The sequence below is a fragment of the Gordonia liuliyuniae genome (assembly GCF_021739025.1).
Taxonomy (GTDB): domain Bacteria; phylum Actinomycetota; class Actinomycetes; order Mycobacteriales; family Mycobacteriaceae; genus Gordonia; species Gordonia liuliyuniae.
Genome location: NZ_JAKKOT010000001.1, coordinates 73,038 through 97,515 on the forward strand (window position 1 = coordinate 73,038; position 24,478 = coordinate 97,515).

Here is a 24,478-nt window from a genome sequence, read left to right on the forward strand (position 1 = left end):
GATGAAGATGACGCCGACCGCGGTCGCATTGAAGTCGGTTCGACCCGGCCTCATCTTCCTCGGCCTGTGCGTCGCCTTCGGCGTCGGCGTCGCATTGCTCGTCTCGTCGGGCAGTGAGGACTCCGCGACCGCGACCCTCGGCGCGATCCTGCTGGTCCTGTCCGGCTGGGTGATCTCGCTGTGCCTGCACGAGTTCGCGCACGCGTTCACCGCGTTCCGGTACGGCGATCACAGCGCGGAACTGCGCGGCTACCTGACGTTGAATCCGCTCAAGTACACCCATCCGGGTCTGTCGATCGCGTTGCCGCTGCTGATCATCGCGTTGGGCGGCATCGGTTTTCCGGGCGGAGCCGTATTCGTCAACCAGGCCGCGTTCACCAAGAGTCAGCGGACGAAGGTGGCGTTGGCCGGCCCGGCCGCGAACCTGATCATCGGCGTCGTCTTGTGCATCGCGCTGGCCGCGATGCCCGTCGCGGACGACTTCGGGAACGTCAACCTGTGGTCGTCGTTCGCGATGCTCGCGTTCCTCCAGTTCACCGCCCTGATCCTCAACCTGATTCCGGTGCCGGGATTCGACGGCTACCACGCGATCGAGCCGTACCTGTCGTGGGACGTCCGACGCTCCGCGGAGAAGATCGCTCCGTTCGGATTCCTCATCGTTCTGGTGGTCCTGTGGCTGCCAGTTCTCAACCGGGCGTTCTTCGACCTGATCGAAGGATTGATGGGCCTGTTCGGCGTCGACTCGATCTTCGTGTCGTACGGGTGGCACCTGTTCGCGTTCTGGCTCTAGTCACCAGGTGAGTTCGCCGCTGCACGCGGCTCGGCTGCCCGACGACTCGATCTGCACGGTGGCGTGTTCGAGTCCCTGCGCGTCGAGCACAGCGCGTGCGTCGGCCAGGACGCGAGTGTGGTCGCCGTGCGCGGTGAGGTGCACGGTCACGACGTCCATGCCGGTGGTGACCGACCAGACGTGGAGGTCGTGGACGTCGTCGACGCCGGGGACGTCGGCCAGACGGGCGCGCAGATCGGCGAGGTCGATATGCGACGGCGCCTGCTGGTTGAGGATCTGCAGCGCGTCGCGAGCCAGTCGCAGGGCACGCGGAACCACCCAGAGCGCGATGAGGACAGCGACGATGAGGTCGGCGTAGCCCCAACCGGTGGTGAGCGCCACGACGCCCGCGACGAGTACGCCCACACTGCCGACCGCATCGGCGAGGACCTCCAGGTAGGCGCCGCGGACGGCGATCGATCCCTCCGCGTCGGCGCGGAGCAGCAGCATGACGACGATGTTGGCGACCAGACCGAGCGTCGCGACGATGATCATCGGTCCGCCGGGGACCTCCGGTGACGAACCGATCCGCCTGATCGCTTCAACGAGGACGAACGCGCCGACACCGATGAGCAGGATCGCGTTGACGACAGCGGTGAACACTTCGGCGCGGTACCAGCCGAAGCTGCGACCGTCGGTGATCCGACCGTGCCGCGCCAGGAGCAGCGCCGAGAGCCCCATGGTGAGGGCGACGACGTCGGTCAGCATGTGCCCTGCGTCGGCGACCAGCGCGAGTGACCCGAAGACGAGCCCCGTGACCAGTTCGACGACGAAGAAGCCGCCGATGATGCCTACCGACGTCGCCAATGGCCAGATCCGCCTGTGGGGCGCACCCGATGCGACATCGGCTGCGCTGGGACCATGACTGTGCCCGTCGTGGCCGTGTTCGCTACCCATGACCTCAATATATGCGCGTTGACGAATATGTCAAGGCGGCGGTGGCCACGGGCTCCGGGCGGGTGCGGTCACCGGTTCCGGTGCAACTGCGCGAGCGCCGACGACCGTTTGAGGCCCGCGATCATCAGCATGTCGACGAGCAACGACCGCAGTTCGGCGAGCATGGCGGCTTCGGACAGGTCCTCCACACTGTCGGCGAGCGATGTCCGCGCCTTGCGGACGATCGAACGCAGGACGCGAGAGGCGTCGGCCTGGTCGGGAGAGCCTCCGGGCTCGGCCATCATCATTTCGCGGAGCGTCTCGAAACCGACCTGAAGGTCGCCGACCAGGTCGACGATCGCCGACTCGACGGCGACGCCGCGTTGTGTGACGCCGAGGGCGCGCCGGCAGATCACTCGGAAGTTGCGGACCGCGTTGTCGATGGGGTCGGCCGTCGCGCCGATGCGTTGGATGCGTTTACGCGACGACCAGTGCACCGGCGAGAGCCTGCTGACTTCGCGGCCCGCGGTGACGTCGGCTCGGAGTGAGTCGATGGAGCCCTGCGTTCCCCTCGCCGCAGCGAGAACTCGGTAAATGCCGTCCTCGTCCTTACGTCGGAGCGCCTCCGCGAGATCTGCGGACAGGTCCCGGAGCGTGGCGAGGATCTGTGCGGCATCACGTCTGGCCCGCCGTGCCGGATTGACGGGCACGAACGCGACGACGACGAGCCCGACTGTGCCGCCGATCAGTGCGTCGATGACGCGACCGAAGCTGGTGACACCCGGCGAGATGAGGGTGGCGATCAAGACGGCCGACGACGAGGCCTGGATCGGCATCATCAGACCTCGGTCGAGGAACACCGCGATGCTCATGGCGATGGCCACGACGACGGTGATCTGCCAACCGCCGCTGCCGAGGATCGAGATGCCGATGTCGCCTACAACGATCCCGATGATGACGCCGCCGATGAGTTCGACGGATCGGCGCCAGCGCTTGGCGAGCGAGATGCCGAGCGAGACGACGGCGGCGATGGGAGCGAAGAACGGTTGCGGATGGTGGACGACGTCGGCCGCGATCCACCAGGCGAGACCGGCGGCGATCGAACATTGGACGATCGGGACGAGGGACAACCAGAGTCGGCGGAGCCGAGTCAGCAGGAAGACCGGGATCTTGGCCCCCAAACGGGACCGCACGGTCCGCAACGCCTGGTCACCTGCGTAACCGGCGTCGCGGATCGTGCGGGCGGAGCGCATGCCGCGTTCGAGTCAGCCGATACCGAGTTCGGTGAGTGCGCGGGGGTCGCTGTCGTTCAGCAGGTCGACGCAACGCAGGTACTCGTCCTCTTCGCCGATGGCCTTGGCGGCGCGCGCCAGCGCGCCGACGCAGCGGAGGAATCCCTGGTTCTGTTCATGGCTCCACGGGACGGGACCGAAACCCTTCCATCCGTGGCGTCGGAGCTGGTCGAGGCCGCGATGGTAGCCGGTTCGCGCGTACGCGTAGGCAGCGATGACGCCCGCGGTGGCGGGTTCGCCGTCGAGGGCCGCTTCGGCGAGGTAGGCCCACGCGATGGATGCCGTCGGGTGCCCGGCGGCGACGGTGGCCGGGTCTGCACCGTTGAGGAGGTCCGATTCTGCCTCGTCGTCTCCGGTGAGGAGGGTGGGTTGCGGTCCGAGAAGGTCTCCGAATGAGGTCACTCGGCCATTCAATCATTCATCCGGGCCGTCCGAGGAGGCCGACGCCACAGTCATTAGATAGTCTCGACATCGCGCCTCGCGCACCGTCAACTTCAACGCGATACAGGATAGAGCCAGATGCCTGATTCGGATAACGAAAAGTCCGCCGCCCTCGACAAGGTGGTCGGAGCCTTCCGCGCACGCCGCGAACAGGCCGCCGACGACGCCTCGACCGGCGACTCGACGGCTTCCGCCGACGGCCCGACGCCCGTGGTGAAGCTCGGCGACTCCGACGCTCCCGAACCGAAGGGCGGCGACTCGGAATCGCCGACCCGCGCATTCAAGGTTCCCACCGAGGTCGCTGCCGCCGCCGCGGCAGCGAGCGGCGGCGCGACGGCCGACGGTGACAAACCAAAAGCGGACAACCCAAAAGCGGACAACCCAGAAGCGGAGAGCACCGACGCCGGGAGCACCGATACCGCTGACGAGTCGACCGGATTGGTCGAGGAGACAGTGGTCGGCGAGCCGACGAGTGCCGTCGCGGGTGACTCCGACGACGCTGACGATGAACGAGTCGAGGCTCCGGCGACGAGCACCGTCGTCGAAGAGTCGGTCGACGTCGACGCGGCAGGCGAGACCCCTGCGGACGACAGTGCGGCGGAGGAGGAGTCTGCGGAGTCGGAAGGATCCACCCCGACCGAGCAGTTCGCGGTGCCCGCCGCCGCCGCAGCAGCCACGACGAAGATCGACACGCAGAAGCCCGCTCCCGCCGGGTCGGACGATGAGACCGCGAAGATGGCGGCCGCCACGCCCACCCCGACGCCGGAGAAGCCGCGACCGCAGCAGCAGCAGCAACAGGCGGCGCCGCAGGTCATCGCGCCGTCGGAAGCATCGGCCGAGAAGAAGGGCCGCGGCAAGGTGGTCGCAGCGCTCGTCGCCGTGCTCGTCGTGGTCGCCGCCGTCGCCGTCGGCGCGTGGTACCTGCTCAAGGGCAGCTCGCCGGAGTCCGAGGTCGCCGATGTCGCCACCTCGTACCAGGAGGCGATGACCGACGGCGACCTTTCCAAGCTCCGCGACATCACGTGCGGCGAGGAGAACAAGTACTACACGACGGTCTCCGACGAGGACTTCTCAAAGGCGTACGAGACTCAGAAGAACCGCAACGAGTTGATGACGTTCGATGACGTCGACTCGGTCGCGATCGACGGGGACACCGCACGCGCCGGCGTCAACATGTACAACACGAGCGACTCGAGCAAGAAGATGCCCGCTCAGATCACCTTGCACAAGGTCGGCGACGACTGGAAGGTCTGCACCAAGGTCGACTGACCCGCTGGGTCCGACTGAGCCCGGCGCCTGTATGAGACACCAGAAGGGGCGCCCGAGATTCTCGGGCGCCCCTTCTGCGTCAGTCGGTGGCGGTCAGCGACCGATCGTCTTGTTCGACGACCCGAGATCGGTGCAGGCTTCGACGACGCGCTCGGTCATCGAGGCCTCAGCCTTCTTCAGGTAGCTGCGCGGGTCGTAGACCTTCTTGTTGCCGACTTCGCCGTCGATCTTGAGCACCCCGTCGTAGTTGCCCAGCATGTGGCCGGCCACCGGGCGCGTGAACGCGTACTGGGTGTCGGTGTCGACGTTCATCTTGATGACGCCGTAGCTGACGGCCTCTTCGATCTCGCTCTTGAGCGAGCCGGACCCGCCGTGGAACACGAAGTCGAACGGCTGCGCGGCGGCGTCGAGACCGAGCTTGGCGATGGCGGCGTTCTGCCCGTCCTTGAGGACGCTGGGGCGGAGCTTGACTCCTCCCGGCTTGTAGACGCCGTGCACATTGCCGAAGGTCGCGGCCAGCAGGTAGTGGCCGTTCTCGCCGGTGCCGAGAGCGTCGACGGTCTTCTCGAAGTCTTCCACCGACGTGTACAGCTTCTCGTTGATCTCGTTCTCGACGCCGTCCTCTTCGCCGCCGACGACGCCGATCTCGACTTCGAGGATGATGTTCGCGGCCTTGGCTGCGGCGAGCAGTTCCTTGGCGATCTCCAGGTTCTCGTCGATCGGCACAGCCGAACCGTCCCACATGTGCGACTGGAACAGCGGGTTCTGGCCGTTGGCGACGCGCTCACGCGAGATCTCGATGAGCGGACGGACGAATCCGTCGAGCTTGTCCTTCGGGCAGTGGTCGGTGTGCAGGGCGATCGTCACGTCGTACTTGTCGGCGACGACGTGTGCGAACTCGGCGAGCGCGACCGCACCGGTCACCATGTCTTTGATTCCCAGCCCGGAACCGAACTCGGCTCCGCCGGTGGAGAACTGGATGATGCCGTCGCTACCGGCATCAGCGAAGCCCTTGATGGCTGCGTTGATCGTCTCCGACGATGTGCAGTTGATGGCCGGGAAGGCGTAGCCCTCCTTCTTCGCCTTGGCGAGCATCTCTGCATACTTCTCGGGTGTTGCGATGGGCATACTCACGTCCTGTCGAGCCGGTGGAGATCTCCACGTGTGTTAAGGGTTCCACCACAGTTTGCCAGGTCACGTTCGACACGGAGCCATACCCCACCGCTGGGTGCTTTAAGGATTCTGGAAGGTTTCACCGGTAGGGTTGGGGCCTGTGATCGACACTCTTCTCGCCGAGACCACTTCGACCGTGGCCCTGATGCCCGGCTTCATGGACCCGTTCAACTTGATCGGATACTTCGGCCCCGTCGCATTTTGGGGCCTGCTGCTCGTCATCTTGATCGAATCGGGCGTGCTGTTCCCCGTGCTCCCCGGCGACTCGCTGCTGTTCGTCGCCGGTCTCATCGCCGCGGGCAGCCAGACCGGCGAGCACGCCGAGAAGGTCGCCGACTCCGGCCTGACACTGTGGCCGCTGCTGATCGGTGTTCCGATCGCGGGCATGATCGGCGGCCAGATCGGCTACTGGATCGGCCGCTACGTCGGCACATCGATGTTCAAGCCGGACGCGCGCTTCCTCAAGCAGCGATACCTGGACGAGGCGCACCACTTCTTCGAGAAGCACGGCCCGATCATGATCTTGCTCGCCCGTTTCGTGCCGATCGTGCGCACGCTCGCCCCGATCGTCGCGGGCGCTGCCCGCATGAAGTTCGCAGTCTTCACGATCTACAACGTCGTCGGCGCCATCATCTGGGGCGCAGGCATCGTGCTGCTCGGCTACTGGCTCGGCCAGTTCGAGATCGTCCAGAAGTTGATCGAGCCGATCTTCATCGTGATCGTCCTCGTCTCCGTGCTGCCGATGGTCTTCGAGTGGCTGCGTCGCCGCCGCAACGGCAAGAACCACGAAGAAGAAGACGCCGTCGCCGCTGAGTGACCGCGGGGTCCCGGTCAGATGATCGAGCCGACGTCGTTCGCGACGATGCGGTCCAGGGCACGCTCGGCGACAGCGGCAATGGTCATCGACGGATTGCAGGCTCCGGCCGTGCCCGGGATCAGCGCACCGTCGATCACGTAGAGCCCCTTCTGTCCGTGAACGCGTCCTTCCAGATCGCACACCGCGCCCATCGCGGCGCCGCCGAGCGGGTGCCAGGTGGTGTTGAGCATTCGGTTGGAGTCGGTGAGCATCGACCCCCTCCCGGCGATCTTGAGTGCTGTCGGATGAATGTGACCCCACTGAATCCGTTGGTCGCCGTCCGCAGGCCAGTGAAGTCGCGCGTCGCCGGTTGACGCGTCGTACCGCAGGCCGCCGCGAGAGCGGCTGACGCCATAGCCGACCATCATGGTGCTGTGCGCATCCACGCCGAACGACGGAATGGACGCCTGGATGACGGTGTGGGCGGAGTCCACCTTGTCCCAGTTCAGGCTGCCGTAGACAACGGGGCCACCCTGGACGGCGCCGAAGTCGAGGTTGGGGTTGCTCCACACATAGATGCGGTCGGCGTTGGTTCCCCATCCGGCGCCGACACCGTCTGGCAGGTCGACGCCGCCCGCGTCCCGCGCGCGGACCAGCAGCCTGGTGGTGTGCACGCTGCCCGCCGACATCACCAGTGTCTTGGTGGTCATCGTCTTGTGCGCGACCGCGTCGCCGTTGTCGTCGGTCTGGGTCACCTGCAGTCGCCACCGCCCGTCCTTCGCACGCGTCACATCCGACACCTCGTGGAGAGTCGCGACGGTCAGCAGCCCGGTGGCCCGAGCCTGTTTGATGTACGTGACGTCGACGCTGTGCTTCCCGCCGTTGTTGACGCCGAGCGCACCGGATCCGTCCGTGTACGACGGCCGCATCTTGCCCGCGATCTCGTCGAGCGCGTACTGCCAGTCGATGGGCATCGGGATCTTCGACACCGGCAGACCCGCCTTGCGTGCCTGCGACGCGAACAACCGTGCCGCCTTGTATTCGGGCGTGCGGATCAGCGAGTCCGGTGCCGTCTCCAACCGCAGCATCTTCCACACGCGCGGGTAGTAGGTGGCGTGCATCCGCGCCCAGTCGAGTCGTTCTGGCAGGAACTCGTTGAACACGTCCTCCGCCGGCTCCAACGACATCCCCTGGTAGAGAAGGCTTCCGCCACCGAGGCAGGCCCCGGTGACCGCCGTCATGTTGTCGCCAACGACCGCGTCAACGAGGCCTGCGTACGGCTCCGGCGAGAACGGTCGCCCGAATAGCTGCGGTGCGCTCTTGTGCCACAACATGCGTTTGTCGGGGTTCGTGGGACTCGGGAACGTCCGCGCATTGGGTCCGGTCTTCCATTCGCGGCCGCGCTCGAGGAGCAGGACCGGAACACCCGCCTGTGTCAGTCGCAGCGCGGTGATCGCGCCACCGAAGCCGGAGCCGACCACGATCACCCGGTGGTCGGATGCGTGCGTGCGCACCCGACTCGGCGCCGCGCTGGCCCGACCACTGACCGCGAGACCCGCGCCCGCGGTTCCAGCCGCGAGCGTTCCGGCGAGAAATGTACGACGTGTGATGGTCATGCGAGGAAAATGCCTTTCAATGAGGGACAATTGACTGCGATGAGAGCGCGCAAGTGAAAAACGATCGGAGCGCGAAAGCGGACGAGACGCGACTCCGCCTGCTGTCCGCGGCCGAGAAGCTCTTCGCCGAGCGAGGTCTGGACGCGGTATCAAACCGTCAGATCAGCGAAGCTGCCGGCCAGGCGAACAACTATGCGGTCGGATACCACTTCGGCACGCGCACAGAGCTTCTGAACGCGTTACTGGAGTTGCACGTAGAGATTCTCGATCCGATCCGGTTGCGGACACTCGACACCATCGGCACCGAACCCGACCTCCGGGATTGGCTGCGGTGCCTCATCGAGCCTCAGTTGAAGTACATCGGCACGCGCACCGGACCGAGCTATTTCGGCCAGTTCTGGATGGCGATGGCGACCACGCCGACGACCGCCCCCGTTCTGTACACACAAGCCGCTCTATCGGAGCCCCTGATCGCGACCCTGAACGGCATGTACAGCGCCCTGCCTGCCCTGACCGAAGAGGTCGTCCAAGTCCGCAACCTCATGACCCAGAACATCCTGATCACAACGTTCGCCGACTTCGAACGCAGAAGGAACGAACTCGGCGCCTCCGACTCGACGTCGTGGCAGGGGTTCTCGGACGCGATGGTCGACGGACTCGTCGGACTGTGGTCCGCACCGACAACGACCAGTTGAAGTTCGTATGTGATCGCCACCTCCTCTGACTGATCGATCGTGCGGCATCACGCTCGTCAATAATCAGTCACACGACTTAAACTGTGAAGCCTTCTGTTCCGTTTGTGATGCAGATCACTACTCATTGGTAACTTGTTTCCGGCCCAGGTGTACTTCCCCGATATCTGGTCGACCTGGCGGAAACCTACGTCACCAGGCGGTGTCGAGGTCGGCGTGCGCCGCGATCCATCGGTGCATGACGATCCCGGCGGCCACTCCCGCGTTGATGCTGCGCGTGGACCCGAACTGGGCGATCGACACGGTCAGCGCCGCCGACTCCTGCGCCAGTTCACTGACGCCGGGGCCTTCCTGGCCGAACAGCAGGACGCAGCGGCGCGGCAGTTCCACCGTCTCCAGTCGGGATGCGCCCGGGGTGTTGTCGACCGCGACCACCACCAGATCGTGGTCGCGTGCCCACGCGACGAGGCCGTCGACGCTCTCGTGGTGACGCAGGTGCTGGTACCTGTCGGTGACCATCGCGCCACGACGGTTCCAGCGGCGGCGTCCGACGATGTGGACTTCGGCGGCGAGGAACGCGTTCGCGGTCCGGACGACGGTGCCGATGTTCGCGTCGTGCGCCCAGTTCTCGATGGCTACGTGGAAGTCGTGGCGTCGAGTGTCCAGATCGGCGATGATCGCTTCGCGCGAGAAGTATCGGTACTCGTCGACCACGTTCCGGCGGTCGCCGTCGGCTACCAGGACCGGGTCGAGACGAGGATCGTCCGGACGTCGATCGGGGTGTTCGTCCGCCCACGGCCCGACGCCGACCGTCGGACCGACGCCAGTCGCCCACTCGGTGGGGCCGACCGCGTCCGAGGTCAGCGGATCAGAGTCAGGCAAGGCCGAGATCGGCCAGGTCGAGCAGCGAACGGTACGGCACGCCGAGCGCTCCGATGACCTCGTCCGCACCGGTCGCGCGGTCGACGACGGTCGCGACGCCGACGACTTCCGCGCCCGCCTCGCGCGCGGCCTCGACCGCCTGCGACGGCGAGGCCCCGGTGGTCGAGGTGTCTTCGACGACGAGCACCTTCCGACCGGTGATGTCCGGGCCTTCGATCCGGCGTTGCATACCGTGCGCCTTGGCGGCCTTGCGGACCACGAACGCGTCGACCGCGGGGCCGTCGGCGTGCATGATCGATGTGGCGACGGGGTCGGCTCCGAGTGTGAGGCCGCCGACGGACGTGTAGTCCCAGTCGGCGGTCATCTCGCGCATCAGCTTGCCGATCAGCCGACTGGCCTCATGGTGCAGAGTGGCTCGGCGCAGGTCGACGTAGTAGTCGGCTTCCTTGCCGGACGACAGCGTCACCTTGCCGTGGACGACGGCCAGTTCGGTGACGAGTTCGGCCAGGCGTGCGCGGTCAGCAGCGTCCGACATCGGTGTCCTTCATCCAGTGCGACGCGGGGCGTCAGCGGTTGCGCGGGTCGTTCAGGGGAGGCAGGTTCGGCGGCGGCACCCGCGGTGTCCGCGGCGCAGGCACCGGACGCGTCGGGTCCGGCGAGTCGAATGCCTCGGTCGGCGGTGCGGGACGGCGGATCGGCTCCACGCGGGACGGCTCGTCACCGAGCGGAGCGGGCCGGGCGGCCGGACGGGCCGCGGGGCGCGGCGTCTTGTCGAGCAGCGACTCCTGGCCCGGCTCCGCGGCACGCGCGGCTTCGGCCCGACGTCGACGTTCCTTGTCACGCAGCGACTCGGTCTTCTCGTCCGCGAGTTCTTCACGGATCGGACCGTGCGGGTCACGCGGGTCCGGCGAGTCCTGCGGGTCGGTCACGGGCGGCAGCACGCGCAGCAGGTCGGCGAAGCGACGCACCGAGTCGAGTGCGACGTCGAGCCGCTCGGAGTCGGTGGTGATCGGCATCGACCCGAGGACCCAGTTGCCTTCGTTCCACAGGATCTCGAGGTACGCGGGCGCCTCGGTCGCGAGCGTCACCATGCGGCGGTCGCAGATGCGACGGGCTGCGTCGAGGTTGCTCGCGAACATGACGCGTGCCCCCATCGCGCCGAGGAGGTCGACGTCGTCTTCGGCGGGCGCCAGGACGTCTTCGTACCGGAGGTCGACGGTGACCGACGAGGCCGCCGGACGTCGGACGGCGACCACGGTCGCGGTCTCCTCCAGATCGAACACGACCGCTTCGGCGCCCTCGTAGACGCCGTAGGCCACGTCGCGCGCCTCAACGTGCTCGGGTGCGTCCATGGCGGCACGTTTGAAGACGGTGCGCAGCTTGCTGTCGCTGTCGCGGAACTTGAAGGAGTGCGTCTCGCCCCACACAGCCCGCTGGTGGTGGACCTGCTCCGACCGGTTCCGGTCGAGCCACAGGAGCACCGCCGCACCGGCCAGTGCGAGCGCCGCAATCACGAAATAGACAATGGTCATCAGCGATAGCCTACTATCGAACGCCCCGCGAACCATGCCCGACTCGAACGCCGCCGAAAGGAATCCGATGACCGTACGACGCGACGAGCGCCTCGACCAACTCCTCGAGACGGTCGATTCCGGCGCAATCGACGCGTTGACCTGCGCTTTGATCGGCGAGCCGAGTGTCAATCCGGGCGGGACCGAGGAGTCGGCGGTTCGGGTGCTCGCCGACGCATGCCGGGCCGCGGGGTTCGATGTCGACGTCATCGAGGCCGCTCCGGGACGTCCGAACCTGTTCGCGACGGCACGCACCGGCGGCACCGGACCGGGGCTGATGTTCCTCGGCCACTCGGACGTCGTCCCGCCGGGACCGGGATGGTCGGCGGACCCGTTCGTCCCGCGCCGGGCAGGCGACCGGATCATCGGACGCGGCGCGTCGGACATGAAGGGCGGGATCGCCGCTGCGGTCGCCGCGATGTCGGTGTTGGCGCGGGCAGGCGAGTTCGGAATCGACCTGTCGGGCCCGGTCGGGCTGGTCGTGACAGTCGACGAGGAGGAGCACGGCACCGGCGTCCGTCATCTCGTCGCGAACCCTGGGCTTCTTCACCGGGCGACCGGCGTCGGCGAGTTCGCCGGCTGCATCGTCGCCGAGCCGACCCGGATGGAGGTGGTCCGCGGATGCCGCGGGGCGTCGTACTTCGAGATCGAGGTGACCGGCCGCGCCGCACACTCCGGACGCCCCAGCGACGGAGTCAGCGCGATCGACGCGGCGGCCCGCGTCATCGACGTGATCCGCGCCGACCAGGCGAGGTTGGCGGCGTCACCGGACGCTCTCCTCGGTTTCGGCACCTGGAACGTCGGAACCATCGAAGGCGGGCAGGGCATCTCGGTGGTCGCACCGTCGTGCTCGCTCGGCGTGGACCGCCGTCTGATGCCCGGCGAGGACGTCCACGAGATCGGTGAACGATTGCTCGCCGACATCCACGCCGCGGGGATCGTCGTCGACGGGATCGAAGTGCGCGTCACCCCGACGATGTTCTTGCCCGGGTTCGCGACCGACGCGGACCACCGACTCGTGTCGGCCGCGTCGCGCGCAGCGCTCGACGCTCCCGTCGGCGGGTGGACGGCGGCCTGCGACGGCGGTTTCGTCAGCACCGCGCTCGGCGTCCCGACGGTCGTGCTCGGCCCCGGCGACATCAACACGCAGGCGCACCAGCCCGACGAGTCCGTCTGCCTGTCGGAGTTGGTGTTCGCCGCACAAAGCTATGTGCGGGCCGCGGTCGACCTGCTGTCCGGGAACTAGTTCAGACGACGTCGTGCACGCGGATCTCGACCGTCCCGGCCGCTCCCCGTCGCAGTCTCGAACCGAGGATCGTCAGCCGACCGAGGATCCCGTACTTCTTGACGATCAGGTCGGCGGCACGGGTCGCGTCGTCGAACACCGCGCCCACGCCCGCGACTTGGGAGCCGACCGTCTTGCTTCCGCGAGCGTCACACTTCTGGACGAGCACCCGGTTGTCGCTCCGCAGCCGCTTGACCTTCCACGAGTCGGCAACCGTCCACATGACGAGGTCGGATCCGTCGCGCACCGCCCACAGCGGCGACGCGACGGCTTCGCCCGTCTTCCGATACGTCGTCAGCATGACGTACTTGGCTTCGGCGATCTCCCCGACGGTGCTCATGTTCGCAGCGTACCGTGGCCGAGCCGCTGACCGGCCCTATCGTGCGCCTGACCGGCCCTGTCGTGCGGCTTACGCTTCGATCTCGGTGCGGTCGCCGCTCCACAGGGTGTGGAACGAGCCGTCCTTGTCGGTGCGACGGTAGGTGTGGGCGCCGAAGAAGTCGCGCTGGCCCTGGATCAGCGCGGCCGGTAGACGCTCGGCGCGCAGACCGTCGTAGTAGGCGAGCGACGACGCGAACGCCGGGACGGGGATGCCCATCAGGGTCGCGGTGGAGACGACGCGGCGCCAGCTGTCGACGGCGTTCTCGACGGCGTCACGGAAGTACGGCGCCAGGAGCAGGCTTGGCAGGTCCGGGTTCTCGGCGTACGCCTCGCGGATGCGGTTGAGGAACTTGGCACGGATGATGCAGCCGCCGCGCCAGATCGTAGCGAGGTCGCCCGGCTTGACGTCCCAGCCGTACTCGACGCTGCCCGCCTTGATCTGATCGAAGCCCTGCGCGTAGGCGACGACCTTCGACGCGTACAGGGCGTTCTTGATGTCGTCGACGAACGCGTCCTTGTCGGTCGGGGCCGCGGCGAGTGCACCCGACGCCAGACCCTGCGCCTGCTTGCGCTGGTCTCCCGCGCTCGACAGGGCGCGCGCGAAGACGGCCTCGCCGATACCGGTCACCGGGATGCCCAGGTCGAGCGCCGACTTGACCGTCCACCGGCCGGTGCCCTTCTGACCTGCGGCGTCGACGATCACGTCGACGAGCGGTTTGCCGGTCGCGGCGTCGACCTGTGCGAGGACCTCGGCGGTGATCTCGATCAGGTACGAGTCGAGGTCGCCGGTGTTCCATTGGCGGTACACACCCGCGATATCGGCGACCGGTAGGTCGAGGGCCTTGCGCATCAGGTCGTAGGCTTCGCCGATGAGTTGCATGTCGGCGTACTCGATGCCGTTGTGCACCATCTTGACGAAGTGCCCGGAGCCGTCGGCGCCGATGTGGGTGCAGCACGGTTCACCGTCGACCTGTGCGGCGATCGACTCGAGCATCGGACCGAGCGACTCATACGATTCTGCGGGTCCGCCCGGCATGATCGACGGGCCGTTGAGTGCCCCTTCTTCGCCGCCCGAGATGCCCGCACCGACGAAGTTGAGGCCGCGCTCGCTCATCGCCTTCTCGCGACGGATGGTGTCGGTGTACAGCGAGTTGCCGCCGTCGATGATGATGTCGCCCGGCTCCATCAGGTTCGCGAGGTCTTCGATCACCGAGTCGGTCGCGGCGCCTGCCTGCACCATGATCAACACGCGACGCGGACGTTCCAGAGCGGCGACGAACTCGGTCATGGTCTCGGTCCGGACGAACTCGCCGTCGCCGCCGTGCTCGGCGATCAGGGCGTCGGTCTTTCCGATGCTGCGGTTGTGCAGCGCGACGGTGTAGCCGTTGCGGGCGAAGTTGCGGGCGATGTTCGAGCCCATGACGGCGAGTCCGGTGACTCCGATCTGAGCGCGTGCGGTCGCTTGGTCAGCCATGTGTGTCTCCATCGATAGAAGTCTCGGGTTTCTTCTATCTTGCAATGTCTCCGCAGATCGCGTTGACGCGGCCGCGAACGAGGCCCTGTGCGGTGCGACACACGGACCGTCAGATCGGCGGATCCGCGGCTCGCAACGGCTCAGCGCTCGAAACCTACACCGTGTGGGGCGAACATCGGTCTATCACTCGATGTCCGGCGTGAGCGGTGTAGGTTTCGCGGGATCGGTGTAGGTTTCGCGGGATCGGTGTAGGTTTCGCGGGATCGGTGTAGTTTTCGCGGGATCGGTGTAGTTTTCGCGGGATCACTGACGCGAAAGGTCCCGCTCCCCTTCTCGGGGGCGGGACCTTCGGTCGGTGCGGCGGGTCAGCCGATGACGAGTGATTCGCCGTCGCCGCTGACGTTGACCGGGACCACGTCGCCGTCACGGATGCCGCCTGCGAGCAGTGCCTTGGCGAGTTGGTCGCCGATGGCCTGCTGGATGAGGCGGCGCAGCGGGCGCGCACCGTACAGCGGGTCGAAGCCACGTTCGGCCAGCCATTCCTTGGCCTTCGGCGTCACTTCGAGGCTCAGTCGCCGCTGGGCCAGACGCTTGTCGAGTTGGCCGAGCTGGATGTCGACGATCGACTCGAGTTCTTCCGGGCTCAACGCGTCGAAGATCACGACGTCGTCGAGACGGTTGATGAACTCGGGTTTGAACGCCGCGCGGACGGCCGCCATCACGGTGTCCTTGTCGCCGCCTGCGCCCAGGTTGGACGTCAGGATGAGGATGGTGTTGCGGAAGTCCACCGTGCGTCCCTGACCGTCGGTCAGCCGACCTTCGTCGAGAACCTGGAGCAGCACGTCGAACACGTCCGGGTGCGCCTTCTCGACCTCGTCGAACAGGACCACCGAGTACGGGCGACGACGGACGGCTTCGGTCAGCTGCCCGCCGGACTCGTAACCGACGTACCCGGGAGGGGCGCCGACGAGTCGGGCGACGCTGTGCTTCTCGCCGTACTCGCTCATGTCGATGCGGATGAGAGCGCGTTCGTCGTCGAACAGGAACTCGCCGAGAGCCTTGGCCAGCTCCGTCTTGCCGACGCCGGTCGGGCCGAGGAACAGGAATGAGCCGAGCGGACGGTTCGGGTCGGCGACGCCTGCGCGTGCTCGACGAACCGCGTCCGACACCGCTCCCACCGCGGCCTTCTGCCCGATCACGCGGCGACCGAGTTCGTCCTCCATGCGCAGCAGTTTGGCGGTCTCGCCTTCGAGCATCTTGCCCGCCGGAACACCGGTCCACGCCGACACCACTTCGGCGACGTCGTCGGGTCCGACTTCCTCCTGCAGCATCACGTCCTGGTCGGGGTCTCCCCCGGATTTCTCGATCGCAGCCTCGAGTTCCTTCTCGAGCCCGGGGATCCGCCCGTACCGCAGTTCGGCGGCCTGTCCCAGGTCACCGTCGCGTTCGGCACGGTCGGCTTCGCCGCGGAGCCGTTCGAGCTGCTCCTTGACGTCGCGGACGGCGTCGATCGCGGTCTTCTCGCTCTGCCAGCGCGCGAGCAGCTCGTTGAGCTTCTCGCGGTGGTCGGCGAGTTCGCCGCGCAGCTTCTCCAGGCGATCCTTCGACGCGGCGTCGGTCTCCTTCTCCAGAGCGACCTCTTCCACTTCGAGGCGTCGGACCACCCGTTCGACTTCGTCGATCTCGACCGGACGCGAGTCGATCTCCATGCGCAGGCGCGACGCGGCCTCGTCGACGAGGTCGATGGCCTTGTCTGGCAGGAAGCGCGAGGTGATGTAGCGGTCCGAGAGGGTAGCCGCGGACACGAGCGCGGAGTCGGTGATGCGCACGCCGTGGTGCACCTCGTACCGGTCCTTGAGTCCGCGCAGGATGCCGATGGTGTCCTCCACGGACGGTTCGCCGACGTAGACCTGCTGGAAGCGCCGTTCCAGCGCGGCGTCCTTCTCGATGTACTGCCGGTACTCCTCAAGCGTCGTCGCTCCGACCAGCCGCAGTTCGCCGCGGGCGAGCATCGGCTTGATCATGTTGCCCGCGTCCATCGCCGACTCGCCGGTCGCGCCGGCGCCGACGATGGTATGCAGCTCGTCGATGAACGTGATGATCTGCCCGTCGGACCCCTTGATCTCGTCGAGGACGGCCTTGAGTCGTTCCTCGAATTCGCCGCGGTACTTGGCGCCCGCGACCATCGAGCCGAGGTCGAGCGAGATGACAGTCTTGCCGCGCAGTGACTCGGGGACGTCTCCTGCGATCACCCGCTGGGCGAGGCCTTCGACGATGGCCGTCTTGCCAACGCCCGGTTCGCCGATGAGCACCGGGTTGTTCTTGGTGCGACGGGACAGGACCTGCACGACGCGACGGATCTCGCTGTCGCGGCCGATCACCGGGTCGAGTTCGCCCGCACGGGCGCGCTGGGTGAGGTCGGTCGAGTACTTCTCGAGTGCCTGATAGGTCGACTCGGGGTCCTCGCTGGTGACGCGACCGGTACCGCGCACGGACACGAACGCCTCGCGCAGAGCCTCCGGGGAGGCGCCCGCGTCGGTGAGGAGTCGTGCGACGTCGGAGTCGCCAGTGGCGAGGCCGACCATCAGATGCTCGGTAGAGACGTAGTCGTCGCCCATCTCGGTCGCGAGATTCTGCGCAGCGGTGACCGCTGCGATCGCCTCACGCGAGAGCGTCGGCTGACCGCTGTTGCTGGCCACCGTCGGCGCACGGCCAACGAGGGCGTTCGCCTCCGAGCGCATGTGCACGGGGTCGACGCCGACCGCCTTGAGTAGCGGCGATGCGATGCCGTCGCTCTGCTCGAGAAGCGCGGCGAGGATGTGTGCGGGCCGCACATCGGGGTTGCCCGAGGCGGCTGCGTCCTGGACAGCAGCCTGCAGCGCAGCCTGCGTCTTGGTCGTGGGAGTGAAGCTGTCCACTGGGTTGCCTTTCCGTTGATCGGAGCCCGGAACCTGTTTCCGAACCTTAGTCTATACGGCTCATGTTTGCCGTTCGGTTAGTTCAACTCGAACCGGGTTGAGTCTGTTCCGCTAAAGTTCCTAGACAATTGTGATGTGCGCCATCTTGAGTAGCTGCCGCAGGCGCCAGGAGTCTGGACTATCCACACAAAAGCCTGGACTGCTGAACTCAAACGTCACACTCGTCACTTGCGTTACGAAGTCTGGACCGACGCGCCGAACAACACCGCCCCTCCGAAGCCATCGCCACCTGACCGGGCGGTGCACACCGAGTCAGTCTCACCCGCCGCGCAAGCCTTCAACTCCGTTGAGAACTGACCCTCGCGACTGGACGAACGTGCGCCGCGTAGCCGAACCCATAGTCCGGAACGCCATAGTTGGTCCCTGCCGCTGCCGCCTCGGCCCTACCTACCGTGAAGCAGTCTCCAGGATTGTCGGGACGACGGTGTCCAGAGATTCCTCGATGAGCATGTCGAGGGCAGTGCGATAGCCAAACGCCGGATTCGGCGTCGTGAACCATGCGGGAATCTGAACAGGCGTCAGGGATTGCTCGAGTTCGCTGATGATCAAGAACACCGCTTGCAGACGCATCCGCGCACGCACCGCACGTATCGGGGCGCCGCTACGCCAGCGCATGAGTGTCCGACGATCGGCCACGCCGAGGGCGCTCATCGCCAACTCCACCCCAAGAACGTCAGACGCTTTCGACACCATCACCGACGCAGGCGTCAAGACGGTGTCGTGAAACGCCTGCGTAGACACAATTACGCCCTAATCCATGTGAATACCCGAAATCCGTGTGAAGCGCCCTGGGTTTCGTTCCGTGGTTAGACGGTCGCGGGCGCGGTCGTCGTGGGGTGAGCGTAGGTCGCTTGCGCCTCCACCGCGTCGGCGAACCCGGTCAGCCCGTCGCGTCCATGTCGACGCCGACGGCGAGGTGGGCGGCCTTGTTGCGCACGTGCCCGCCATCGCGGATCTTGACGATGATCGCATCGAGGTAGATCACCGGATACAGCGCTTCCAGGTCGCGGGTCTGCCATTTGGCGACCTCGTCGGCGACCTCCTCGGTGATCTTCGAGATCGTCTCGTGCGACAGGTCGGTGCCGATCGTGCTCGCGAGGTGGTGTTGGATATCGCGGATCGTCATGCCCCCGGCGTAGAGCGAGACGATCGTCGCATCCAGGCCGTCGAGGCGGCGTTGGCCCTTGCGGACCAGCATCGGAGTGAAGCTGCCGTCGCGGTCCCGCGGGACCGACAACGCCACATCACCGATCTCGGTCGCCACGGTCTTGGCGGCGTATCCATTGCGGGAGTTCGAAAACGACGCCGCATCCCGATCCCCGGCCTCGTAGCCGAGGTGCTCGGTCAGCTCGGCATTCAGGCCTCGTTCGAGGGTCGCTTTGAGAAGCGAGTTCAGCAGACCGTCCTGCCCGCCGACCGGCTCGCCGGCATCGATGCGCGCGAACACGTCATCCAACGCCCCGGAGGCGATCAGCTCGCCTGCCATCTCGGTCTGCCGACGGCGTTGCCCTGCACGCGAATCATCCACGCTCACATCATGATTGACAGTCACTACAGCGGTTCCCTTCAGGGTTGAACCTCACCGCTTACACAGACCATCTGACACGCCTTCTCGAACGGCTTCGAAAACAGCAGTTGACCAGGGCGCTCGCTTGTATCCGAACGACCTGAAAGACACCCCCGGGCCCGTGAAGCCCGGCCGCGATCCGGCGGCATCCGGCCAGTCTGTCGTACCCGACCTGCATAATCGGCTCTGCCGCAATCAATCCGAACCACTCAGACGGGGAGATGCCCCCGACGAAAGATTGAGGTTAGATGACGGCGGCAGTCGTGATGCTGCCACCGCCGCCAACGATCCCTGTTTTGCGTGCGCAGGCATCGAGCACGGCGAGAACACCGAGGAGGGCCAGCGATGACAACCACCGAAAAGAAGCCCGCACAGCGCCGACCTCGTCCTCGAGTAGCGGCTGCCGCAGCGCGCGCAGCCATCGAAATCCGCGAGTATGACGGTCGCGATGTTCCAGAGTGGCTCTGTGAAGCAGCAGAAGAGGATAGGCTCGCCCCGACAACGGTCTGACTAACCACCTCCACACAGAAACCCGCGCCCGGTGCGGCTGGTCGGTCGGTAAAGAACGAGGCCCGCACGGCGTCGACAAGGTCCTGCGCGAAGGTCTGCCGATCCTTCGCCGACAGTGCGAGCATCCAAGGGAACGCGTTCAACTACAGCTACCGTGGCAACGGGCCTTACGGCCCCCTACTCGTACTACCTTCACCAGGCCCACCCCATTCTTAATATCCATATCCCTACCAGGGCAGCGACAGCGGCGGCAAGCTTTCGGATCCGCTCCAGCTGCGGTTGCGGGAGCTTAATCGGTGCCTGAATGCATCAGCAGGTCAGACTGAGCGGGCTGAGCAGGGTTGTTTAACCCATTGACCACAGCCGCACCTACCGGGTCAACGCCCGGCCGCTCCAGCCGCTTCGGGGTGAGGGACGCCGTCTGCGTTCAGATCAACTTAAGAGAACTCAGCGTTACCAACGATATAATAGTCTGGCGGTACCGACACGGACCACGACTCATACCCGTCCTTATTCGGCGCGACAATCAATGCGACTCCGTTATCGAGTAGCACAGATAGCGTGTAGTCGTCGCCACATGAAGCGCCTTCGACCCTTCGATCGAGAATCCCTTTCTCGATCGGGCTAACGTCAGGACTTCCAGAGGATGGATCGACAGCGACAATACCAGCACCGCTTACTATCCTGACTGGGTCCTCGATTGAAATACCACCACCATTAGATAGGGCGATGTTGATCGCATACCCGGCAGTGATTCCGACAACCGTGGACCCGGAAATTGGAATTTCCTTCATCAATTTGGACTCCATCCTTTAGGTATTTCGTACGTTCCGTCAGGCTTCAGTGGAATATGCGTTTCCGGTCGCCCTCCCGGCTTTCCGTTCAAATCAATAGGTTGCCCATGCTCGTTATATATCCGAACATACCCGTTTGGATACTTGGGCGTAGGCTCCATGATTCGAACGGAGTCCTCATTAGAATTGGCCCCTGGCCGCTGCCATACCCACCCCTTTCCGTTATCCGCCTCACGTGGTACCCAGTCGTCAGGGACTACATCCGGTTTAGAGGGGGGCTCAGCCCCCCGTCCCTGATAAGGGGGAGTTCGTGGTGGTTCGTCCGCTGGCGCGTTGTCTGCGAAGAATTTTGCGATGACTCCGGCGATCGTGGCGGCTGGCGCGCTGATGAAGCCTGGCAGTTTGTCTTGTAGGAGATCGGGGATCTGGTCTCGGTGGTCGTAGAGCCACTGTATTCCGTACTCGGCGATCAATGCGGCCATCGCGGCGGTCACGAACCCGAGTATGACCGAGCCAGCGATAAAGTCGTCGATTCCGAAGAACATGGGTTTGATCTGGCTATTGCCGTCTTGAGAATCGGGTTGCCCCGGTTCGTGGCCTGGATCAGTCCCAGCGCCGGGTGCAGGTGCCGAAGGGCCGCTACCCGTTCCGGTCCCGTTACCACTGCCCGTACCGGCTCCGTCTCCTGCGCCGCCTCCAGAGCCACTTCCCCCACTGTCCCCCTCAGGCGTGGACTCCTCTTGGCGTGCCTGCTCTTCTTGACGTGCCTGCTCCTCCTGACGTGCCTGCTCCTCCTGACGTGCCTGCTCCTCCTGACGTGCCTGCCCTTCTTGGCGAGCCTGCTCCTCCTGACGGGCACGTTCGGCCTCTTCGAGAGCTCGCTGGGCCTCCTGGCGCGCAAGTTCTTCACGTGCAACCTCTTCGGCACGCCGGGTTGTTTCTGCCTCGGTGTCGCCGCTCGTACGGTCGACCACTGGATCGGCCACAACGGGGAAGATCGCGTTCTCTGCCGTTTCGACGTGCTGGATCAGGTCGCCGTTCTCATCGACGGTGTACCAGGTCTTTTGTGGCCGGGCGGCCGCGTCGAACGCCCACGGGCGGGCAACCTGGCGGATCGCGTTGCCGTCTTTGTCGTAGATGGTCGCCGAGCCGTCTGGATTGATCTTGGTGTAGCCGCCGTCAGGGACGTTCATCGCGAACCAGTAGGAGGTCGGTGAGGATTCGTCGTGTACAAGCACCATCCTCGATGGGCCCACTGTCGCCCGAGTAGATCCTCCGCGTTTAAGTAGGGATCGTCCGCGTGGGCTGGCCGCGGCCACAGCCGCGGCGCCCGCGATCGCCCACACCGGCAACGGAATCGTACCGTCGTCGGAGGAGGGTGCCAGGAGTGCCTGATCACTGAGCTCGGGCCCGGGTTGCCTGACCGGCGCCTGAGCGGGCACGGTCGTGCGGCCCTGCGCCGGTTCACTGGTCGGCCGACCGGTCTCGCGCGGTCCCGGCGACACCGTAGCGGTCTCTGGTGCCTGTGTCGTCGGCGTGACCGGCACTCGACCGCTACCGGGTGTGCCGGGGGCTGGGGTTGTCCCGCCTACGATCGGTGTTCCGTTGCCCTGCCCGGGACCGGGTCCGGCGTCGCCGCCGATCACTGGCCCTGTCCCCGATGGAGCGCCCGGCGCGTTCGGTGCACTCGGTTGAGTCGGCATGGTCGGCGGCGGCGTGTACGTCGGGACGCTAATACACGGCCAGTTCGGTCCATGCTGGGCACGCATCTGATCACACAACGCGTCCGCACCCGCATCACCAGCACCGCCACCAATCCCAGCCGCCAAGATCGCGCCAGTGAACGCCAACGTTCCCGCCCCAGCCGCGATCGCCGCGCCACGACGACCGACCCGCCTCGCCTTACCCGTCCGCAGATGTGTCGGCATGACTATTTATGCCTCCTTGTTCCGGACCGCGCCCCACAAGGCGTCGATACCGGCCCAGAACCAACGCCCGCCGATCGACATCACGAGGAAGAAGCACAAGAACACCAGAACGTTCCCGTGCTGATCACCCCACCGCCCCAGATTCGGCAAGTTGATCGCAGCGACCACCAAGATCCCGCAGCCGACGAGGAACAGGAGCATCGTCCACACCGATACCGACCGACCACCGTCACCGGCAGCGTCTGGCTGGACAACGCCAGCAGGTTCGGGCGGACGCTGACGTTGTTCCTGCGTCCCACGTGAGTGCTTAGGACGGTCGCCCGAAGTCGACGATCGTGTCGTGCTCTTCGTATCGGTGGTGGCCATTCCACGCCCCTTCAATTGACGAGCTATGCAAAGTCGAGAGAGGGGAGACCCCTAACGCTCCCCTCGTAAGGTTTCCTAGAGCAGGTGGGGCTTGCCGTACAGGTTGAACGTGTTGTCGTTGGCCTTGCTGGTCATCGCCACTCTCACATAGGCTCGTACAGCCGGGCGAGCACCTACACACCCGGAAATCTCGACGCGAACACCGTCGAGCCGGACTCCGGCAGACGGTCCCGCTAAAGCTTTCTGCCCGAACGGAACATCCACCGACACACCATTTTTCAACGTGGTGGAAATGTTGGGCATCACCTGCGCGCCGAGCACAATAGCGGGCGGATACGAGATCGACATCTGCGCCGTCGGGCCGGCGGTCATCCCGATATTGACTCCGTCCATCTGCCACTGGCACGACACCTGAAAGCCCGTCGAGACCGCAGCCGCATCCACCGGAACCTTCCCAGACCCGGAGATCTGCGCAGCACCACGCATCGATAAGAACGCTTCATAGGAACCGTGTCCACGGCTTAGTGCGGGAACGCTCCGAATCTTCTCACCAGACTTGGACAGTTTCACCGCCCACCCATCATCAGAATGACGGACCAGCGACTGATCAGCGAACGAACGCGTCGCTGCAGCAGATGCATCGGCAGCCGTGGCGAAACCCCCGAGCAACACTGCAAACGCCACCCCGACAATACAGATCAAACGTTTCACTTCTGAGACTTCCTCACACTCGACAACGACCGCGGTACGCGGTGCGAGATAGAGAAGTTGGCCAGCACGACCAGCACAGAGACCGATTCCGAAAACTTGGAACACCCCACCGGAAGCCTGGACGATTCCTCCCCGAACCGCCGAAAATAGACGAGACGCACGATACAATCACCCGCCAAATTTATCAATCGTTCAGCAACTAGCATGGCGTAGATCACAATCGCTTTGTGCGTGAGCCAGTCGAGGCCAGCAATGGCGATTGAGGCACCCCCTGAAGTACGCGCCCTCGCCCAACTACCGGATTCCACGTCAGGGCAGAACTGTCAACGGCGGCCTGGAATCCAAGCGGTCCGGTGTTCGGTGATATCGGTCAGCCACAGCTGATCTGGAAGATCAGCGGCGAACTTCCGTTCGACGAGATCCTCGTGCACCGGCGGACCCGGCTTCTTCCCGTTCATTCCGCGTTTCTTGCCGAAGCTCGACCACCACCCGGCACACCCGATCGTCAACAAGGATCTGGTCCAGCGTGGATCCCCATGGTGAGGACCACATGGGGTCCTTGGACCGCAGGGTTCGTTCGCGTGCACGGCATACTAAAACTCAGCTCGAAGCGACGCAGGAGGTTACCCATGCTCTACCGGCGGGGCCGGATGATCTCGCGGATGTCGACGTGCTGCGTCCTCAAGTATCGAGCGAGCCCGGCACCATAGGAACTGGTGCCCCCGATGCCGACGAGTCGGATGTTTCCGAAGGATTCGAGGTAAGTCAGGAGCGCCTCGTAGCCGGCAGCAGTAGCGCGGATGTCGATCACCGAGCCTCCTTCCGGCCATGTCGAGTACGGCGACGTGGTGGGTATCGGCGTGCGTGTCGACGCCGGCAACGATGTCGAGAGCGGTCGTGCACTCGGCGGTGGATGTTGTCATGATGGGACCGTGCCTTCCTCAGCGGGCACATCGGCCAGGGGCCGGGCAGACAAGACGTTGACGGGGCCGACCAAGCTCGTATGAAGTCATGCTCGCCTCTGGCCGACATGCATCGGACAGCGCC

At 65.6% G+C, this 24,478-nt stretch carries 22 protein-coding genes and 2 pseudogenes; 5 read left to right on the plus strand and 19 right to left on the minus strand.

All coding sequences use genetic code 11. The features are described 5' to 3' along the window. Position 1: 1 nt before the first annotated feature. Entirely contained in the window at positions 2 to 790 is a 789-nt protein-coding gene (locus L5G28_RS00360) for a site-2 protease family protein (protein ID WP_236999961.1), read from the plus strand. On the opposite strand, the gene L5G28_RS00365 is transcribed toward L5G28_RS00360, so the two are convergent. The 3 genes from L5G28_RS00365 to L5G28_RS00375 form a co-directional block, all read right to left on the minus strand. Next, positions 791 to 1,726, minus strand: coding sequence for a cation diffusion facilitator family transporter (locus L5G28_RS00365; RefSeq protein ID WP_236999843.1), 936 nt, complete (start codon positions 1,724 to 1,726; stop codon positions 791 to 793). It abuts the gene before it with no gap. A 68-nt stretch (positions 1,727 to 1,794) separates the two neighbouring features. Beyond that, a complete protein-coding gene (locus tag L5G28_RS00370; protein ID WP_236999844.1) occupies positions 1,795 to 2,958 on the minus strand; it encodes an FUSC family protein in 1,164 nt (387 codons plus the stop codon). A gap of 12 nt (positions 2,959 to 2,970) precedes the next feature. Beyond that, the gene (locus tag L5G28_RS00375) at positions 2,971 to 3,399 is read right to left on the minus strand and encodes a DUF3151 domain-containing protein (RefSeq protein WP_236999845.1); all 429 of its coding nucleotides are present in this window, start codon (positions 3,397 to 3,399) and stop codon (positions 2,971 to 2,973) included. 117 nt (positions 3,400 to 3,516) lie between these two features. Here L5G28_RS00375 and L5G28_RS00380 point away from each other — a divergent pair, with 117 nt between their 5' ends. Further along, complete coding sequence (locus tag L5G28_RS00380) at positions 3,517 to 4,707, plus strand: Rv0361 family membrane protein (protein WP_236999846.1); 1,191 nt, start codon at positions 3,517 to 3,519, stop codon at positions 4,705 to 4,707. Positions 4,708 to 4,800: 93 nt separating this feature from the next. Here the strand turns inward: L5G28_RS00380 and fbaA are convergent, their stop codons facing one another. Continuing rightward, the gene (gene fbaA, locus L5G28_RS00385; protein ID WP_236999847.1) at positions 4,801 to 5,835 is read right to left on the minus strand and encodes a class II fructose-bisphosphate aldolase; all 1,035 of its coding nucleotides are present in this window, start codon (positions 5,833 to 5,835) and stop codon (positions 4,801 to 4,803) included. A gap of 145 nt (positions 5,836 to 5,980) precedes the next feature. Here fbaA and L5G28_RS00390 point away from each other — a divergent pair, with 145 nt between their 5' ends. Then, positions 5,981 to 6,697, plus strand: coding sequence for a DedA family protein (locus L5G28_RS00390; RefSeq protein ID WP_236999848.1), 717 nt, complete (start codon positions 5,981 to 5,983; stop codon positions 6,695 to 6,697). 14 nt (positions 6,698 to 6,711) lie between these two features. Here the strand turns inward: L5G28_RS00390 and L5G28_RS00395 are convergent, their stop codons facing one another. After that, on the minus strand, positions 6,712 to 8,292 hold the full coding sequence (locus L5G28_RS00395; RefSeq protein WP_236999849.1) for a GMC oxidoreductase: 1,581 nt from the start codon (positions 8,290 to 8,292) through the stop codon (positions 6,712 to 6,714). A gap of 53 nt (positions 8,293 to 8,345) precedes the next feature. Between L5G28_RS00395 and L5G28_RS00400 the strand changes: the two genes are divergently transcribed. Beyond that, positions 8,346 to 8,987 carry a TetR/AcrR family transcriptional regulator gene (locus L5G28_RS00400; protein WP_236999850.1) on the plus strand — a complete coding sequence of 214 codons (642 nt, stop codon included), beginning with the start codon at positions 8,346 to 8,348 and terminating at the stop codon, positions 8,985 to 8,987. Between the two features lie 189 nt (positions 8,988 to 9,176). On the opposite strand, the gene L5G28_RS00405 is transcribed toward L5G28_RS00400, so the two are convergent. Genes L5G28_RS00405 through L5G28_RS00415 form a run of 3 tightly spaced genes read right to left on the minus strand, consistent with a single transcriptional unit; the run spans position 9,177 to position 11,398 of the window. Next, positions 9,177 to 9,866: a TrmH family RNA methyltransferase gene (locus tag L5G28_RS00405; protein WP_236999851.1), complete on the minus strand. Its 690-nt coding sequence runs from the start codon at positions 9,864 to 9,866 to the stop codon at positions 9,177 to 9,179. Continuing rightward, positions 9,859 to 10,401 (minus strand): orotate phosphoribosyltransferase, encoded by a 543-nt coding sequence (gene pyrE, locus L5G28_RS00410; RefSeq protein WP_236996772.1) that lies wholly within the window; start codon positions 10,399 to 10,401, stop codon positions 9,859 to 9,861. Before pyrE ends, L5G28_RS00405 begins: the two co-directional genes overlap by 8 nt. 31 nt (positions 10,402 to 10,432) lie before the next feature. Next, positions 10,433 to 11,398 carry a TtfA family protein gene (locus L5G28_RS00415; protein WP_236999852.1) on the minus strand — a complete coding sequence of 322 codons (966 nt, stop codon included), beginning with the start codon at positions 11,396 to 11,398 and terminating at the stop codon, positions 10,433 to 10,435. 67 nt (positions 11,399 to 11,465) lie between these two features. Here L5G28_RS00415 and L5G28_RS00420 point away from each other — a divergent pair, with 67 nt between their 5' ends. Then, a complete protein-coding gene (locus L5G28_RS00420; protein ID WP_236999853.1) occupies positions 11,466 to 12,683 on the plus strand; it encodes a M20 family metallopeptidase in 1,218 nt (405 codons plus the stop codon). Position 12,684: 1 nt separating this feature from the next. On the opposite strand, the gene L5G28_RS00425 is transcribed toward L5G28_RS00420, so the two are convergent. From L5G28_RS00425 to L5G28_RS00470, 11 genes and pseudogenes are all read right to left on the minus strand, one after another. Beyond that, complete coding sequence (locus tag L5G28_RS00425) at positions 12,685 to 13,062, minus strand: PPOX class F420-dependent oxidoreductase (protein ID WP_236999854.1); 378 nt, start codon at positions 13,060 to 13,062, stop codon at positions 12,685 to 12,687. 69 nt (positions 13,063 to 13,131) lie between these two features. Further along, a complete protein-coding gene (gene gnd / locus L5G28_RS00430) occupies positions 13,132 to 14,577 on the minus strand; it encodes an NADP-dependent phosphogluconate dehydrogenase (RefSeq protein WP_236999855.1) in 1,446 nt (481 codons plus the stop codon). A gap of 365 nt (positions 14,578 to 14,942) precedes the next feature. Next, complete coding sequence (gene clpB / locus L5G28_RS00435; protein WP_236999856.1) at positions 14,943 to 17,495, minus strand: ATP-dependent chaperone ClpB; 2,553 nt, start codon at positions 17,493 to 17,495, stop codon at positions 14,943 to 14,945. 447 nt (positions 17,496 to 17,942) lie between these two features. Then, positions 17,943 to 18,296, minus strand: a complete 354-nt coding sequence (locus L5G28_RS19365; protein WP_236999857.1) for an antitoxin Xre/MbcA/ParS toxin-binding domain-containing protein — start codon at positions 18,294 to 18,296, stop codon at positions 17,943 to 17,945. Positions 18,297 to 18,447: 151 nt separating this feature from the next. Then, a pseudogene (locus L5G28_RS00445) lies at positions 18,448 to 19,041 on the minus strand (IS256 family transposase); the annotation flags it as partial. Between the two features lie 1,028 nt (positions 19,042 to 20,069). Next, positions 20,070 to 20,441: a DUF6188 family protein gene (locus L5G28_RS19470; protein ID WP_372477129.1), complete on the minus strand. Its 372-nt coding sequence runs from the start codon at positions 20,439 to 20,441 to the stop codon at positions 20,070 to 20,072. Further along, the gene (locus L5G28_RS00450) at positions 20,426 to 21,619 is read right to left on the minus strand and encodes a hypothetical protein (protein ID WP_236999858.1); all 1,194 of its coding nucleotides are present in this window, start codon (positions 21,617 to 21,619) and stop codon (positions 20,426 to 20,428) included. The genes L5G28_RS19470 and L5G28_RS00450 overlap by 16 nt, the downstream gene beginning before the upstream one ends. A 741-nt stretch (positions 21,620 to 22,360) precedes the next feature. Beyond that, a complete protein-coding gene (locus L5G28_RS00455) occupies positions 22,361 to 22,720 on the minus strand; it encodes a hypothetical protein (RefSeq protein ID WP_236999859.1) in 360 nt (119 codons plus the stop codon). A gap of 75 nt (positions 22,721 to 22,795) precedes the next feature. Further along, a complete protein-coding gene (locus L5G28_RS00460) occupies positions 22,796 to 23,431 on the minus strand; it encodes an MspA family porin (RefSeq protein ID WP_236999860.1) in 636 nt (211 codons plus the stop codon). A gap of 347 nt (positions 23,432 to 23,778) precedes the next feature. Continuing rightward, a pseudogene (locus tag L5G28_RS00465) lies at positions 23,779 to 23,916 on the minus strand (IS3 family transposase); the annotation flags it as partial. A 149-nt stretch (positions 23,917 to 24,065) separates the two neighbouring features. Further along, a complete protein-coding gene (locus tag L5G28_RS00470; RefSeq protein WP_236999861.1) occupies positions 24,066 to 24,242 on the minus strand; it encodes a hypothetical protein in 177 nt (58 codons plus the stop codon). Positions 24,243 to 24,478: the final 236 nt, after the last annotated feature.

Coding starts and splice junctions, on each gene's coding strand:
- L5G28_RS00365 (WP_236999843.1), bottom strand. CDS start 1,726: ATGGGTAGCGAACACGGCCACGACGGGCACAGTCATGGTCCCAGCGCA.
- L5G28_RS19470 (WP_372477129.1), bottom strand. CDS start 20,441: ATGGAGTCCAAATTGATGAAGGAAATTCCAATTTCCGGGTCCACGGTT.
- fbaA (WP_236999847.1), bottom strand. CDS start 5,835: ATGCCCATCGCAACACCCGAGAAGTATGCAGAGATGCTCGCCAAGGCG.
- pyrE (WP_236996772.1), bottom strand. CDS start 10,401: ATGTCGGACGCTGCTGACCGCGCACGCCTGGCCGAACTCGTCACCGAA.
- L5G28_RS00370 (WP_236999844.1), bottom strand. CDS start 2,958: ATGCGCTCCGCCCGCACGATCCGCGACGCCGGTTACGCAGGTGACCAG.
- L5G28_RS00420 (WP_236999853.1), top strand. CDS start 11,466: ATGACCGTACGACGCGACGAGCGCCTCGACCAACTCCTCGAGACGGTC.
- L5G28_RS00415 (WP_236999852.1), bottom strand. CDS start 11,398: ATGACCATTGTCTATTTCGTGATTGCGGCGCTCGCACTGGCCGGTGCG.
- gnd (WP_236999855.1), bottom strand. CDS start 14,577: ATGGCTGACCAAGCGACCGCACGCGCTCAGATCGGAGTCACCGGACTC.
- L5G28_RS00425 (WP_236999854.1), bottom strand. CDS start 13,062: ATGAGCACCGTCGGGGAGATCGCCGAAGCCAAGTACGTCATGCTGACG.
- L5G28_RS00450 (WP_236999858.1), bottom strand. CDS start 21,619: ATGAACGTCCCTGACGGCGGCTACACCAAGATCAATCCAGACGGCTCG.
- L5G28_RS00380 (WP_236999846.1), top strand. CDS start 3,517: ATGCCTGATTCGGATAACGAAAAGTCCGCCGCCCTCGACAAGGTGGTC.
- L5G28_RS00455 (WP_236999859.1), bottom strand. CDS start 22,720: ATGGCCACCACCGATACGAAGAGCACGACACGATCGTCGACTTCGGGC.
- L5G28_RS00360 (WP_236999961.1), top strand. CDS start 2: ATGAAGATGACGCCGACCGCGGTCGCATTGAAGTCGGTTCGACCCGGC.
- L5G28_RS00395 (WP_236999849.1), bottom strand. CDS start 8,292: ATGACCATCACACGTCGTACATTTCTCGCCGGAACGCTCGCGGCTGGA.